15 protein-coding genes are annotated in these 14,112 nt (G+C 57.9%); 11 read left to right on the top strand and 4 right to left on the bottom strand.

All coding sequences use genetic code 11. The annotated features are described in order from the left end of the window. From LC334_RS06445 to LC334_RS06410, 8 genes are read left to right on the top strand one after another with little or no spacing between them, the layout of a single operon-like run. Positions 1-612, top strand: coding sequence for a BMC domain-containing protein (locus LC334_RS06445; protein WP_085799421.1), 612 nt, complete (start codon positions 1-3; stop codon positions 610-612). Continuing rightward, complete coding sequence (locus LC334_RS06440) at positions 612-1,052, top strand: hypothetical protein (RefSeq protein ID WP_139836320.1); 441 nt, start codon at positions 612-614, stop codon at positions 1,050-1,052. Before LC334_RS06445 ends, LC334_RS06440 begins: the two co-directional genes overlap by 1 nt. Next, positions 1,049-1,285 carry a EutN/CcmL family microcompartment protein gene (locus LC334_RS06435; RefSeq protein ID WP_085799419.1) on the top strand — a complete coding sequence of 79 codons (237 nt, stop codon included), beginning with the start codon at positions 1,049-1,051 and terminating at the stop codon, positions 1,283-1,285. Before LC334_RS06440 ends, LC334_RS06435 begins: the two co-directional genes overlap by 4 nt. Positions 1,286-1,333: 48 nt before the next feature. Further along, a complete protein-coding gene (locus LC334_RS06430) occupies positions 1,334-1,618 on the top strand; it encodes a BMC domain-containing protein (protein WP_085799418.1) in 285 nt (94 codons plus the stop codon). Positions 1,619-1,642: 24 nt separating this feature from the next. Next, complete coding sequence (locus LC334_RS06425) at positions 1,643-2,272, top strand: microcompartment protein (protein WP_085799417.1); 630 nt, start codon at positions 1,643-1,645, stop codon at positions 2,270-2,272. Beyond that, positions 2,269-2,940, top strand: coding sequence for a cysteine hydrolase family protein (locus tag LC334_RS06420; RefSeq protein ID WP_085799416.1), 672 nt, complete (start codon positions 2,269-2,271; stop codon positions 2,938-2,940). The genes LC334_RS06425 and LC334_RS06420 overlap by 4 nt, the downstream gene beginning before the upstream one ends. Positions 2,941-2,987: 47 nt before the next feature. Then, positions 2,988-5,276 (top strand): propanediol/glycerol family dehydratase large subunit, encoded by a 2,289-nt coding sequence (locus tag LC334_RS06415; RefSeq protein ID WP_085799415.1) that lies wholly within the window; start codon positions 2,988-2,990, stop codon positions 5,274-5,276. Continuing rightward, a complete protein-coding gene (locus LC334_RS06410) occupies positions 5,273-5,689 on the top strand; it encodes a diol dehydratase small subunit (protein ID WP_085799414.1) in 417 nt (138 codons plus the stop codon). The genes LC334_RS06415 and LC334_RS06410 overlap by 4 nt, the downstream gene beginning before the upstream one ends. A 116-nt stretch (positions 5,690-5,805) precedes the next feature. On the opposite strand, the gene LC334_RS06405 is transcribed toward LC334_RS06410, so the two are convergent. Beyond that, positions 5,806-6,924 carry a TIGR03032 family protein gene (locus LC334_RS06405; RefSeq protein ID WP_085799413.1) on the bottom strand — a complete coding sequence of 373 codons (1,119 nt, stop codon included), beginning with the start codon at positions 6,922-6,924 and terminating at the stop codon, positions 5,806-5,808. A gap of 96 nt (positions 6,925-7,020) precedes the next feature. Here LC334_RS06405 and LC334_RS06400 point away from each other — a divergent pair, with 96 nt between their 5' ends. Continuing rightward, complete coding sequence (locus LC334_RS06400; RefSeq protein ID WP_085799412.1) at positions 7,021-7,527, top strand: toxin-activating lysine-acyltransferase; 507 nt, start codon at positions 7,021-7,023, stop codon at positions 7,525-7,527. 283 nt (positions 7,528-7,810) lie between these two features. Next, positions 7,811-8,773, top strand: coding sequence for a Hint domain-containing protein (locus LC334_RS06395; protein WP_223412900.1), 963 nt, complete (start codon positions 7,811-7,813; stop codon positions 8,771-8,773). A 120-nt stretch (positions 8,774-8,893) separates the two neighbouring features. Here LC334_RS06395 and LC334_RS06390 read toward each other — a convergent pair whose 3' ends face one another. The 3 genes from LC334_RS06390 to LC334_RS06380 all read right to left on the bottom strand — a co-directional run bounded on the left by LC334_RS06390 (position 8,894) and on the right by LC334_RS06380 (position 12,421). Next, a complete protein-coding gene (locus LC334_RS06390; protein ID WP_085799410.1) occupies positions 8,894-9,301 on the bottom strand; it encodes a (R)-mandelonitrile lyase in 408 nt (135 codons plus the stop codon). A gap of 114 nt (positions 9,302-9,415) precedes the next feature. Then, positions 9,416-11,239, bottom strand: a complete 1,824-nt coding sequence (locus LC334_RS06385) for an ABC transporter ATP-binding protein (protein WP_085799409.1) — start codon at positions 11,237-11,239, stop codon at positions 9,416-9,418. 393 nt (positions 11,240-11,632) lie between these two features. Continuing rightward, complete coding sequence (locus LC334_RS06380) at positions 11,633-12,421, bottom strand: alpha/beta hydrolase (RefSeq protein WP_085799408.1); 789 nt, start codon at positions 12,419-12,421, stop codon at positions 11,633-11,635. Positions 12,422-12,502: 81 nt separating this feature from the next. Between LC334_RS06380 and LC334_RS06375 the strand changes: the two genes are divergently transcribed. Next, positions 12,503-13,975: an NAD-dependent succinate-semialdehyde dehydrogenase gene (locus tag LC334_RS06375; RefSeq protein WP_085799547.1), complete on the top strand. Its 1,473-nt coding sequence runs from the start codon at positions 12,503-12,505 to the stop codon at positions 13,973-13,975. The last annotated feature ends 137 nt before the right edge of the window (positions 13,976-14,112 follow it).

Below are 14,112 nucleotides of genomic sequence, written 5' to 3'. Positions count from 1 at the left end.
ATGGCTGACCTGCGTTCCTTTATCTTTATCGACCAGCTGCAACCGCAGACCCTGGCCTATGTCGCCACCTGGATGCGGGGTAGCCTGCCGCGTGCCCGCATGGCGGCGCAAATCATCGAGATCGCGCCCGGGTTGGATATCGAAGCTTTGACCGATGTCGCCTTGAAAAGCGCGGATGTAAAAGCGGGATTGCTGGTTGTCGAGCGCCAGTTTGGCACATTGGAGTTCCACTCACGGTCCACTGCCGAAGTACACGCCGCCGCCGACGCAGTATTACACGCGCTTGGCGGACGGCGCGAGGATGCTGCCGCGCCGAAGATATTGGCGTCGAAGATTGTCACACGCGTCGACCATCAGCATGCGTTCCTGATGAACCGCAACAGGATGGGATCAATGATCCTGGGCGGTGAAAGCCTTTATCTGCTGGAATGCCAGTCGGCATCGTATGCGATGCTCGCCTGTAACGAGGCCGAGAAAGAGGCAAATATCAAGGTGATAGACTACCGGATGATCGGTCCCAACGGGCGACTCTATCTGGCCGGGGACGAGGCCGAGGTGCGCAATGCCCGAAACGCGGCCGAGGCGGCCCTCAGGCAAGCGGGGGCCGCATAGTGGAGGATTTGCGTTCTCTCATTCGCGACGTTCTTAGCGAGGAGTTGGCAAGGCTACAGCCTGAAGCCGTGCCAAGCACACCGCGCGTTACCGAAGAAGTGGTTGCGATCCGCTCGTCTGCCGATCTGAATGTCTTTGCGCAAAAACTGCTTGGCATGGCGCAGGATGGCAGGGTGAGGGCCGATATCATAGAGGGCCGGCATCGGTTCCGCCTGTCCCATGATGGGTCCACACCGATCGTGGCGCATCAGCCGATGGCCCCGTCGGCCAATGCGCCCGCCCCGGCGCAATTTGTCAGCGGTATGGTTTCGGAACGCGACATCGCAACGCTACCCGACGGCACGCGCAACGTCCGCGCTGGCAAGGCCGTCAAATTTACCCCTCTGGCGCGGGACGAAATGCGCCGCCGGGGGATCACAGTTGAAAGGACAACATCATGATCCGCGGGAAAGTCACGGGCCGGGTCTGGTCCAGCAAACATATCGAAACGCTACCAAATGGCGCGATGCTCGAAGTGGATATCGAAGGCAGCAAGATCGTCGCCTTCGACCCGCTGGGATGCGCCGAGGGCGAAGAGGTGCTGATCACCCAAGGGTCTGTCGCTGCCGCATTCTTTACCAAACACAAGGCTCCGATTGATGCGCTCATCATCGGATCCATAGACGAAACCTGAAGCGGGCCTCGTGCCCAACTGAATTTGACCTGAAAAAGGAGTATCATCATGGCTAGTCAGGCAATTGGAATGATCGAAACCCGCGGCTATGTCGCGGCACTGACCGCAGCGGATGCGATGGTGAAGGCCGCCAATGTCGAGATCGCGGCCCGCAACGAGGTAGGCGGCGGGCTGGTCTCGGTCGTCGTTAAAGGTGATGTGGGCGCGGTCAAGGCCGCGACTGAGGCCGGTGCGGAAGCCGCCAATCAGATCGCCGAGGTTGTGGCCGTGCATGTCATCCCACGCCCTCATGCCGATCTGGGCAAGCATTTCGATGCCGCCAAACTCAAGTAAACGCCAAACAAGAAGGCCGTACCGATGACCGAACTTCGGGTGTATTTGCCGATCAACGATCTGCAACCACAGTTTGCGGCCTACCTTGCCACGCCGCTGAGGGCGCGCGGCTACCCGCCTTACGAGGGGCAAAACAGCCTGATCATCGAGGTGGCCCCGGCCCTGTCAATCCACCGCATCGCCGATCTCGCACTAAAGGAATCTCCGGATATGGAGCCGGGGATTCTGTTTACCGAGCGACAATTCGGCCTGCTGGAACTGCATTCCGACGACCCGGATGAGTTGGACAAGGCGGGCAAGGCCATTCTCAAGGGGATTGGCGCCAGGCCTGCTGATCAACTTGCGCCAACGGTGCTGTTTCACGACATCATCGACGATCTGTCGGATCAGCATGCCATAATCCTCAACCGGTCGCGCGACGCCTCGATCCTTGTACCCGGGGTCAGTCTCTTGATCTATGAAATGGCCCCGGCGCTTTTTGCCTGCGTCGCCGCGAACGAGGCTGAACGCGCCGCCCCAGGGGCGGTGATCAACGACGTGCAGATGATGGGGGCATCGGGCCGTATCTTCATGTCCGGCACCCATTCGCAGATGGAACAGGCGCGTGATGCCATCACCAAAACGCTGGAGGCCGTGAAAGGACGCAAGGGATGAGTAACTGGAAAACCGCGTATCGCAGCTTTTACTACGAAAACGCCGAGGAACCCGATGACCTCTTGCTTCCGCCTGCGGAAACCGCTCTCTTGGTGATCGACATCCAGAACACCTATCTTGAAGTGCCCGACGACCCCGTAGAGGCCGCCCGCTGGCAGCCATTTTTTGACCGGATGAACACCCAGGTCATTCCCAATACGGTGACGTTGGCCGACTGGGCGCGCAAGGTTGGCATCGAAGTGATCTTTGCCCGTATCGCTTGTCAGAAAGACGACGGGCGCGACCGGTCTCTCAGCCAGAAAAAGCCGGGTTTCAACTATCTGCTGCTGCCCAAGGACCGCGAAGACAGCCAGATGGTGCCGGAACTGACCCCGCAGGGCGACGAGATTACGGTGCTCAAGACAACGGACAGCGCTCTGACCGGAACGAACCTGCGGCTGATCCTGCACAATATGGGCATCCGGAACGTTATCGTGGCCGGGATTTTCACCGACCAATGCGTCAGCTCTTCGGTGCGCTCTCTGGCGGATGAAAGTTTCAATGTCGTGGTGGTCGAGGATTGCTGTGCCGCGGCGATGGAGGACCTGCACCGCCGCGAGCTTGAGATCATCAACATGATCTACTGCCATGTCGTGCAAAGCGAGGATGTTTTCGCTACCTCGCCCTAGGATACCGCACCGGGCACATGGCGGGGATGGTCAAGGAGGATTGAACAATGGATCGACCGCCTTCACCCAACAGATGGCGCCGTTATTCCGATTGGGATGACCGACCGCTGCGGCTGGACAAATTTGCGCGCGAAGATGCTGCCAATGGGTTTGCGGCCTTCAAAAGCCCCGCTGATCCGGGCGCAGGCATCAAAATCTCCCGAGGCAGCATCGCCAGCATGGATGGCGTTCTGGCACATGAATTCGACATGATAGACAGCTTCATCGCCGATCATCACCTCGATCTAGACGTCGCCGAAGAAGCGATGGCAATGAGTTCGGACACGCTGGCGCGGATGCTGGTCGACATGAACGTGCCTCGCGCCGATCTTGTGCGGCTGGCACGCGGCCTGACGCCCGCCAAGCTGGCTGATGTGGTTTCGCGCCTCAATGCTCTGGAATTGGCCTTTGCGTACTCAAAGATGCGTCCACGCAAGACCCCCGGCAATCAGGCGCATGTGACCAATGCCAAGGATGATCCGTTGCAGCTGGCCGCCGACGCTGCGGTGGCGGTGGGCCTTGGCTTTGACGAGTTGGAGACCACCATGCGCGTGTCCCGCAATGCGTGGTCGAACGCGCTGGCTTGCGTGGTGGGGTCGGTCGTGGGCCGATGGGGCGCGCTGTTTCAGTGCTCCAGCGAAGAGGCCGAGGAACTGCGCATCGGCATGGCGGGCTTCACCTCCTACGCCGAGACGGTTTCGGTCTACGGGACCGAGAAAAGCTTCACCGATGGCGACGACACGCCGTGGTCCAAGGCGTTTCTTGTCGCGGCCTATGCTTCGCGCGGGATCAAGGCGCGCTGCACCTCGGGGGCGGGTGCCGAATTGCTGATGGGCTTTCACCAATCCCAATCCCTGCTCTACCTCGAAGCCCGCTGTTTATGCCTGCAACGCGGCATGGGGGTGCAGGGCACCCAGAACGGCGGCATCGACGGCGCGCCCCTGACCGCGACGATACCGGGCGGCATGCGCGAGATGATGGCCGAAAACCTGCTTGCGGTTTGGCTGGACCTGGAATGCGCCAGCGGCAACGATGCCCGCGCAACGGAATCCGAAATTCGGGTCGGGGCCAAGATCATGCCCTACCTGATCGCCGGGTCCGATTTCATCTGCTCTGGTTTCGGATCAATTCCCGCTTATGACAATTCCTTCAACGCGTCGCTTTTCAATGCTGAAGAGCTGGAGGACTATCTTGTTTTACAACGGGACTTCGAAGCGGATGGCGGGCTGACCCCACTGCCGGAAACAACCGCGATGGAGCTGCGCACGAAGGCAGTAGAAGCCCTGTCGGCCGTGCTGGAGGAGCTGAACCTTGCGCACCCCACGGCGGAGATGAAGGCCAGTGTCATCGCTGCCTCTGGGTCGCGCGAGACCACGACGTTTTCTGCCTCGGAGTGCGCTCGTATCAGCGAAGCGATTGAAACGCGCGATCTTACGGTGATCGACGTGATCAAGGCGCTGTCCAAACGCGGCTTCGGTGCCGAGGCGCAGAACCTTCTCAATCTGGTCAAGCTGCGCGTCTCAGGTGATTATCTGCAAACCTCAGCCATCGTGCGGGACGGCCGGGTGATCAGCGCTATCAACGATCCGAACGATTATGCGGGCCCCGGCACCGGATACCGCCTTTCCGAAGCGCGCCGGGACGAAATCATCAATATCCGCGACACATTGGGCCAACCCGAAGTACTGCGCGATCAGGCGCGGCATAAGAAGGCCGAAGCGAAACGCATTGTCTATCTTGACGCCGGTGCGGCGGAGCGGGGTGAGGATACCGCCGAAGTGGTTATCGGCGTCAGCCCTGCCTTCGGATTGCAGCTCTATCAGACAACCGGCGGGCGGAACCTGTCCGAAGTACTGAAATGCCTGATCAATGGTATCGAATGTACCGGGGGTACGGCGCGTGTCGTGCGGATGCATCACACTGCTGATACATCGTTTCTGGGTCTGTCGGCAGCCCAACTTTCCGGGTCGGGCATCGGCATCGGCCTTCAGGCCAAGGGCACGGCGATCATCCATTCCCGTGACCGGCTGCCGCATAACAATCTGGAACTATTTTCCAACGCGCCAATCACGACACTGGATCACTATCGCGCGTTAGGATGCAACGCTGCGCGTTACGCGCTGGACCAAGAGGTCGAGCCGATTTTGGTGCCGACGCAGGGCGAGGCTCTGGGCGCGCGCTATCACGCGCAGGTCGCGCTGATCCACGCGATCGAAACCGGCCTAGTCGACCCCGACCGCCCGCCCGAGAATTTAACTCCGAAATTTCTGGGCGATGGCGAAGAGGTGAAGCGATGAAAATTCACTCGCAGGCGGATTATCCCATCTCAGAAACCCATGAAGGCAGTATCGCCGGTCCCCGGGGGGTCATGCTGAACAAAATCACACTGGATGCGGTGTCCGCTGGCGAAATTGAAATCGAAGACCTGCGGATCTCGCGCGAGGCTCTGCTCGCACAGGCTGATATCGCCCGCGCTGCCGGGCGCAATACGCTGGCGCTGAATTTCGAACGCGGGGCCGAGCTGATTGATGTGCCCCAGGACATCATCATGCAGACTTATGAATTGCTACGCCCGGGACGTGCCAATACGCAATCGGAGCTTTTGGCGCAAGCCAAACTACTGCGCGATGAGTTTGGGGCGGCGAACATTGCGGACTTCATCGAAAGAGCGGCGGAAATCTATCGTCAGCGAGGGCTTTTGAACGAATAACCAGCGCCGGGGATAAGCCCGTGTGGTCTGAACGACGTCTTGGGCACGTTTCTCCGACCCGACCTTGGCTGCCGCCGGATGTCGGTTGACGGCACAGGCGTGCCCGGAACAGGTGCTCATATCCGGAGCCGCGACGGGCGGAACATCGCGTTCAATGCCTCACCATCCAGATCCACGACGCTTGGGCGACGCAATCCCGGCAGGGTGCAGACGTCGTAGATTTCAGAGGCGACACCATCGATTACGATTTTATGCTCGATTTCACATGTCTCAAGGTTAACGACCGAGATCGAGCACTCGGCGTCCAGGTTCATATCCTGAAGTCTCTGATTAAGGGGCGTTTTGTCGTTGCCTTCGAAGACACCGCTTTTGCGTGGTTTTGATGCGCCGATAAGCGCGTAGTTTTTCCAGAATGCCAGCCCGCGTGTGAAACCGGGAATAAAGCAGATCGGGGTATATTCGCCGCTGCTGCGGTCAATCTCGCCCAACTCGCCCATACCGCTATTGGCAACGTAAAGGCGCCCATTATGCAGTTGCGGCGAGTGCGGCATGTGCAGGTTGTCGCACAGAATATCGTTCGACTGCACATCGATCAGCAACCCGGTACATTCATCTTTTGGATTATCCCGCCACCCCAAAACGGTATCGGTATTGGCGAAACATGTGACGTATTTCGGCTCTCCGTGCTCCAGGGCCAGACAGTTCAGATGGCATCGATCACCATACGCAAACTCGCTGATAAAAGGCGGTTTCCAGAGCGGCTCGAAACTCCACTTTTCATGCAGTTTTGCAATGCAGTTGAATTGGCAGGCGGTGAAATAAACCCCGCTGTCGCTTACCCGGACATCGTGGAGGTTGATGTAGCCGGTGGTTGTTGCCCCGATAGGCGCAAAGATTGCATCATTGCCCTGGGATTGCTGCCCTTTGTCGAGGAAATTCTCGATCCGCCAGACCTGCTTGTACCCCGCCATCCACATCGTCCCGTTGTACAGGCTAAGACCCATGGAACGTTGAAAATTCGCGTCGGAAAACGTAAATTGCCCGGCCTCGTCTAGGCCGATCATGAACAGTTTTCCGATGTGATAGGTGTTGAACGCTAATGAAACTTTGTTCTGGGTCAACCATTTGCGAAAGCCGGGGCTCGGCTCCAGCCGAACTTGCCCGGTTTTGGTTGCAGGGGGGGTCGGGAATTCGAGGTCGACATCGGTGTCACCTGTGGCTTTTTCACTCGCCATTCTTGGCACCTCCAAAATTTCGCTCGCGCCCTGACAGGTTGATCATATAAGTCTAACCAAAGGCACATAACCCTATTAACGGTGGCATATCAATTCATGACAAAGCCTAAGACTGATCCTGATGATACAGGCGGCCTGATAAAAGTCTCGCCGCTATATCCGAACGACGACATTTTGCGTGTCTTTGGCGAGATTGCATTTTTATCATTTTACTCAGACCTTTACGGAGAGTGGTCCGCGCGCTCCATTGCCAAATCGTTTGAGCCGCCGGTCTATCTCAAGCAGTTCACGGTCTATCGGGCCAAAAACGTCCCGCGTGGCATAGTGACCTGGGCCATGCTCGACAAGAAAACCGAGAAGAAACATATCGCAGGCAAGGGGCTGGACGAGTTTGATGAATGGCGCTCGGGCAATCAGCTTTGGATCATGGATATCATGGCTCCCTGGGGACATGGTGGCGAAATAATTGAAAACATAAAGTCTACGATTCAGGAAGATAGCGTGAAAACGCTGCGCATTCACAAAGATCAGAAAAAGATTCTCGAATGGCACCGGGCGCCGAATACCACAAAGTGGAAAATCCGATCGCAGGCGATTGACTGAACGGCCGACAGTTAATGCCATCTGGAACCGGGCCGGTTCAACATCGCGGAACGCCACTTCATAGCGGGCCCTACAGGCGCTGAACGCTTGTGCCACTTCCATTTTCTTAACCTACTGTTGCCCAACTTTTCACCTATTTGCAGCGTATCCATGACGTCGGTGAACTGCGTTTACGTGCAACACATGAAGCAACACCACGAAATTAATCGCTTCCCCGAACTTTAGGGTCGCCGAAATTAGGAACGCGAAAATGGTAAGTTTGTCCGGTCCGACAACAGCCAACATGACAGAAGGCCTGAATGGTGCAGGCAATGTTTCTGTCGGCGGTACTGTTGCGAACAATGAACCCGGCATTTATTCTTGGCTGCCAGGTGGCTACACAATTCTGTCTGCCCCGTCATTCGGCACGCTTACCATTAACCACAACGCCGCCAATGGCGAGGGCGGGTATACGTGGACTTTTGTGTTCGATTCAGATGACCCGGCACTCGATGGTCTGGATCGAGGCCAGAGTATGGATGTGACATTCAACATCAGGGTCACTGATGTGTCGTATAACACCGCCAACGGTTTTGCGACCACAGTTAACGGAACAACGGTGGTTGATACGCACCAGGTCACCATTACGATTTTTGGCGAAAACGAAGTTTGTTTTGCCCGGGGTTCTCAAATCCTGACGGAACATGGGCCCTGTCGGGTTGAGCGCCTGAAGATAGGCGACAAACTGGTGACCCGCGACGGCGGGCTTAAACCCATCCGCTGGATCGCGTCATCAAAAGTGACCGACGCCAGACGGCGCGGGAATTCGCAGCTGGAACCGGTCGCAATCGCACCCGATTCCTTTGCTCCGGGAATCCCGTCGAGAACATTAAGGGTGTCGCCACAACACAGGGTGCTGCTGGAAGGTGCCTATGTAGATATGCTGATTGCTGAGCCGGCCGTTCTTGCGAGCGCCAAGAGCCTTATCAATGGCAAGAACATCTATCACTGCGGTGATGAAATCGAGGATCTTGAATACTGGCACATCGCCCTTGATCAGCACGAGGTCATCTATGCCGAAGGTTGCCCGGTTGAAACATTCCATCCCGGTGATATTGCTCTCGGCCTCGTCGATGACGCCCAAGGCGCCGAGCTGGAAGAGCTGTTCCCAGGCATCACGCAGAACCATGCTGAGCTGGCCTTTCCGGAAATTCGTGCCTTTGAGGGGCGGGTATTTTCGAGCATCATTCAGGATGCCGCACATTAGCGCAGCTGGCGTCGCGTCCGGTTGGGTCTGGAGTCGTTGGGTTCAGGTCACAAGACGCGTCAGAGTGTCGACCACTAGCTCCTGAAATCGGCGCCCCGTCGGCTTTTCATGCACAGTTGATCAGGTTGGATCAAGCGGAGCGTATTGCTCATCCGAGACTTGCTCTAGCCAGGTCACCGGAGACCCGTCGACGGCTTCCTGAATTGCCAGATGGGTCATGGCGACAGTTGGCGATGCGCCGTGCCAATGTTTCTCGCCCGGTTCAATCCACACGGTGTCACCGGGATGGATTTCCTGAATTGGACCGTCCCAGAACTGCACCAACCCGAGCCCCGAAAGAACGAACAGTGTCTGACCAGACGGATGCGTGTGCCATGCAGTACGCGCCGCCGGTTCGAAAGTCACCACGACAGACCTGACACGGGACGGTTCGGGCGCTTCGATCACCGGGTCCATACGCACCTTTCCGGTGAAATAATCAGCAGATGGTACGGTCGATGGCCTGGAGCCGTTTTTCTTGATGTCCATTAAAGTTCCTCCAACCGCTACGGCGCAAACCAGAATGCCCATCCTATGCGACAGAGTGAGCGGCCTGCAACCGTCCGCTTACTCTCTCGCCTTGACGCTATTACATCCGTAAAATCACCCCAGGAACCCACCTGACTGGCGCGCCCAGAGCGTGGCATAAACCCCGCCACCCGCCAACAGTTCATTATGCGAACCGTCTTCGACGATGCGTCCCTGATCCATGACGACGATCCTGTCCAGTTGCGCGATGGTCGACAAGCGATGCGCGATTGCGATCACGGTCTTGCCCTCCATCAAGCCGAACAGCGTGTCCTGAATGGCGGCTTCAACCTCGCTGTCCAGCGCCGAGGTTGCCTCGTCCAGCACCAGAATGGGCGCGTCTTTCAGGATGACGCGGGCGATGGATATGCGTTGGCGCTGCCCACCGGACAGTTTCACCCCGCGCTCCCCCACCTGGGCATTATAGCCACGGCGACCATCAACATCCTGCAGGTCAAGGATGAACTCATGTGCCTCGGCGCGTTTAGCTGCGGCAATCATGTTGGCATCTTTTGCGCCACTACGCCCATAAAGGATGTTGCCCCGGATCGATCGGTGCAGGAGCGAACTGTCCTGACTGACCATGCCAATGGATCTGCGCAGCGAGGTTTGCGTGACCTTGCCGATATCCTGACCGTCGATCAGGATCTGCCCGGTTTCAGGGTCGCGAAACCTGAGCAGCAGGTTCACCAGGCTTGACTTACCCGCACCGGAACGTCCGACAAGGCCGACTTTCTGACCCGGTTCAATCGTCAGATTGATCCCGTTCAACCCGCCATGACCTTTGCCGTAGTGATGCACGACATTGCGAATTTCGATGCGGGCAGCGTTGACCTCCAAACTAGGCGCATCTGGCACATCCACAACATCATGCGGCACGGACACCGATTGCAGACCCTCTCGGATCACGCCCACATGTTCGAACAGCTCGATGATGATCCAGCTGATCCACCCGCTCATGCCATTAAGGCGGATGGTCAGCGCGGTAGCCGCCGCCACCTCACCCACGCTGACCAACCCCCGTGACCACAACCAGATGGCCGGGCCCAGCATGAACAGAAACAGCGCGCCATTGATCAGATAAAGCGCAAACCCAAGCTCGGTCATCAACCGCAGGAACCGCTGAAACCGCAGACGTAGACGCCGCATCGCGGACAGAACATAGCGTTCTTCCGTGCCCTCATCGGCGAAGAGTTTGATGGTTTCGATATTGGCATATGCATCCACCACCCGCGCCGTCACCATCGACCGCGCATCGGACCATTTTTCCGACGCCACCCCGACCCGCTTGGCCATGATGGTGACGTAGATCGCGTAGATGACCACCCAGACCAGCAGGGGCACGGCAAGGATCGGATTGACGGCGGCCAGAATGACAGCGGCGCCGATCACATAGGTAAGCCCAAACCACACCCCTTCGAAGACAAGGTAGGTGCTGTCTTCTACGGCACCGCCAAGCTGCATCACGCGATTGCTGAGCCGACCGGCGAATTCGTTCTGAAAGAACCCAGAGGATTGACCCAGCAGATGCTTATGCGCGCGCCACCTGACCTGTTCCTGCAGGTTACCGGCCAGCATCTGATCCAGCAGTAAGTGATGCAGCAACGCCGCGCCGGGTCGCAAGACCATGATCAACGCCGCCACGCCAAGCAGTTCAAACCCGTAATCGGCCATCAGCGTCTGCGGGGTGTTGTCGGCTAAAAGATCAATGATCCGGCCAGAATAGAAGATCAGCGCGGTTTCAATCAGCGCAACAACCATCCCGGTGACAGCCAGAACAAACATCCATTTGTAGAAGGGCCGGTAGTGGGACTTGAGGTAGATCCAAAGCGAATCGGACGGCGTTTCAGAAGGAAACGGCGCAAACGGGTCGACGAGATTTTCGAAAAATTTGAACATAATGGAAGCCTGTGAAAGCAGGAAAACAAGGCACGTAGTCTATGTGCGGCGATGTGCTTGACGACCGCCCGGGATGGATCAGCCGCCTTAGCGGAAGTGGTTCCAAATCCCGTAATACATAGAGTACCCTCCATTTGTGTTCGCAGCCGTGATACAATAAAGGTTGGATTTTGTCAGCCGCTTTTTATCTCTCACCCGTGACCGTAGTAGCGATACGGACACATCTGGCACGGCCAGACGCCCGATCCTAAAGCGGCTCAGACACGTCGCCCTGATCTGTGCGGATAGCTGCACCAACAGGTCTTTTAAAAGCGTTGGGCACTGCCAAACGGCAAAATCATGGGAACATCTGTTACGACGCTGATGCTGGCCGGCAGGATGTGCCACTGCGCTCTAAGGCCAAAGGTGTTGGATCATCGGGCTATCAACGTCCTGAAGCGCGTCAATCACATCGAAATGGTGCCGACCTTCGTCGATCACATGCGCCGCATCCCAGGCTTCGGCCAACCACCGCGCCTGGTCGAGAAAAACCGGGCGTTCATCTGCCCCGACCCAAACGGTGACGGGAACATCGACGGGCGCCATCAGCACCGGGCTTTCGGCAGCAGCCGAGGCGTCGTCCAGCTGAAAATCAACATTCATCGCGGTGTTGATCAGGGGCCGCAGGTCCGAGACCGGCGAGATCGGCATGACATGCCTGATCCTGTCAAATACCGTCTTGGGCAAAACGCCTTCGACACACATCCGCGCCACCAGATGCCCGCCAGCCGAATGGCCCGCCAGCACGATGGGCCCCTCGACACGCACCGCAATGGTGATGATGGCACGGGCGATCTGAGTGGTGATATCCGCAATACGCACCTGTGGGCACAAATCATAAGACGGTATCGCCACGGCCCATCCCCGCGCCAATGGCCCGGCGGCAAAATGCGACCAGAAGGTGCGGTGAAACTTCATCCAGTAACCGCCGTGAACAAAGACACAAAGCCCCTCGGCTGCACCTTGTGGCGTGAAGAGGTCGTAACGCTGACGCTTTGACGGGCCATAGGACTGCTTCAGACTTGCGCGGCCTTCCGCCAGCATCCGGTCGCGAAATGCGCGGGCCTCGGTGCTCCACCGCTCAGGGTATGTGTCCGCCCCTAAAATATAAGGTGCATTTGCATATGCATCGTCCCAATCCACAGGCGGTTCTCCCTCACTTGCACTGGACAATCCTAGCGCAAGATGCTTTGCCTGCGCGAGATCAATTTCAGGGGAAATGACATGACCGATACGAATTTGAAATCGCTGCTCAAGGACCCGTCATTGCTGGCCGAGAAAGCCTATTCCAATGGCGAATGGATCGATGGAGAGGGAGGCACGTTTGACGTGACCAACCCGGCCCGAGGCGACGTGATTGCAAAAGTAGCCGACATGTCGCGCGCGCAGGTCAACCAGACCATCGCCGCGGCCGAAGCGGCACAAAAGGATTGGGCGGCATGGACCGGCAAGGAACGTGCCGCCGTGCTGCGCAAGTGGTTCGACCTGATGATGGAAAATGCCGATGATCTGGCCACCATCCTGACCGCCGAACAGGGCAAGCCGCTGGCCGAGGCCAAGGGTGAGGTCGGATATGGAGCGTCCTTCATCGAGTTTTTCGCTGAAGAGGCCAAGCGCATCTACGGCGAGACCATCCCCGGCCACCAGCGCGACAAGCGCATCACCGTGATCAAGCAACCCATAGGCGTGGCCGCTTCGATCACGCCGTGGAACTTTCCCAACGCGATGATCACCCGCAAAGCCGCCCCGGCATTGGCAGCAGGCTGCGCTTTCGTGGGCCGTCCGGCAGCGGAAACACCACTCTCGGCCACGGTCATGGGTGTATTGGCCGAACGCGCGGGCATTCCCAAGGGGGTCTTCAATATCGTGACCTCGTCGCGATCGTCCGATGTGGGCAAGGAATTCTGTGAAAACCCCGCCGTGCGCAAGCTGACATTCACCGGCTCCACCGAGGTGGGCCGCATCCTGCTGCGTCAAGCCGCCGATAGCGTGATGAAATGCTCGATGGAACTGGGCGGCAACGCACCGTTCATCGTGTTCGACGACGCAGATCTAGATGCTGCTGTGGAGGGTGCCATCATGTGCAAGTTCCGCAACAATGGCCAGACCTGCGTCTGCGCCAACCGGATCTATGTACAGGCCGGTGTCTATGACGCCTTCGCCGCTAAACTCAAGGATGCGGTCAGCAAGATGAAGATCGGCGACGGTATGGAAGACGGCACCGCCCTTGGTCCGCTGATCAACGCCGATGCCATCGACAAGGTTCAGGAACATGTGGCCGATGCGACCTCCAAAGGGGCCGAAGTGATCCTCGGCGGCGGTGAACCGATGGAAGGCACCGGATACTTCCTGCCACCGACGATCGTGACTGGCTGCACACAGGACATGCAGGTCGCCACAGATGAAACTTTTGGCCCCTTTGCACCGCTCTTCAAGTTCGAGAACGAAGACGATGTGATCGCCATGGCTAACGACACGATCTTCGGTCTGGCGAGCTATTTCTACGCCAAGGATCTGAGCCGGGTCTATAAAGTGGCCGAGGCGCTGGAATACGGCATCGTCGGCGTCAACACCGGCATCATCTCGACCGAGGTCGCCCCCTTCGGTGGCGTCAAGCAATCCGGCCTGGGCCGCGAAGGCAGCCACCATGGGATCGAGGATTATCTGGAAATGAAATACATCTGCATGTCAGTCTGATGACAGCAAGAATTTGTTTCAAGGCGCCGCAGAACATCGCGGCGCCTTTTTGGTTTCGCGTGTCTCCCTAGCCCCGGCAAGTTGTTCAGCACCTGGACGGCAGTTCCCCCGCGCACGGCCTATATGCCCATGCCCGC

Source organism: Roseovarius aestuarii, from assembly GCF_019966515.1.
In the GTDB taxonomy this organism is placed as follows: domain Bacteria; phylum Pseudomonadota; class Alphaproteobacteria; order Rhodobacterales; family Rhodobacteraceae; genus Roseovarius; species Roseovarius aestuarii.
The sequence above is the reverse complement of the archived record's forward strand: the minus strand, read 5'-3'. Positions and strand labels throughout refer to the sequence as shown.

Bases quoted from the DNA above. Each gene is read 5' to 3' on its own strand.
- LC334_RS06445 (WP_085799421.1), top strand. From the start codon at position 1: ATGGCTGACCTGCGTTCCTTTATCTTTATCGACCAGCTGCAACCGCAG.
- LC334_RS06435 (WP_085799419.1), top strand. From the start codon at position 1,049: ATGATCCGCGGGAAAGTCACGGGCCGGGTCTGGTCCAGCAAACATATC.
- LC334_RS06430 (WP_085799418.1), top strand. From the start codon at position 1,334: ATGGCTAGTCAGGCAATTGGAATGATCGAAACCCGCGGCTATGTCGCG.
- LC334_RS06425 (WP_085799417.1), top strand. From the start codon at position 1,643: ATGACCGAACTTCGGGTGTATTTGCCGATCAACGATCTGCAACCACAG.
- LC334_RS06420 (WP_085799416.1), top strand. From the start codon at position 2,269: ATGAGTAACTGGAAAACCGCGTATCGCAGCTTTTACTACGAAAACGCC.
- LC334_RS06415 (WP_085799415.1), top strand. From the start codon at position 2,988: ATGGATCGACCGCCTTCACCCAACAGATGGCGCCGTTATTCCGATTGG.
- LC334_RS06410 (WP_085799414.1), top strand. From the start codon at position 5,273: ATGAAAATTCACTCGCAGGCGGATTATCCCATCTCAGAAACCCATGAA.
- LC334_RS06405 (WP_085799413.1), bottom strand. From the start codon at position 6,924: ATGGCGAGTGAAAAAGCCACAGGTGACACCGATGTCGACCTCGAATTC.
- LC334_RS06400 (WP_085799412.1), top strand. From the start codon at position 7,021: ATGACAAAGCCTAAGACTGATCCTGATGATACAGGCGGCCTGATAAAA.
- LC334_RS06395 (WP_223412900.1), top strand. From the start codon at position 7,811: ATGACAGAAGGCCTGAATGGTGCAGGCAATGTTTCTGTCGGCGGTACT.
- LC334_RS06390 (WP_085799410.1), bottom strand. From the start codon at position 9,301: ATGGACATCAAGAAAAACGGCTCCAGGCCATCGACCGTACCATCTGCT.
- LC334_RS06385 (WP_085799409.1), bottom strand. From the start codon at position 11,239: ATGTTCAAATTTTTCGAAAATCTCGTCGACCCGTTTGCGCCGTTTCCT.
- LC334_RS06375 (WP_085799547.1), top strand. From the start codon at position 12,503: ATGACCGATACGAATTTGAAATCGCTGCTCAAGGACCCGTCATTGCTG.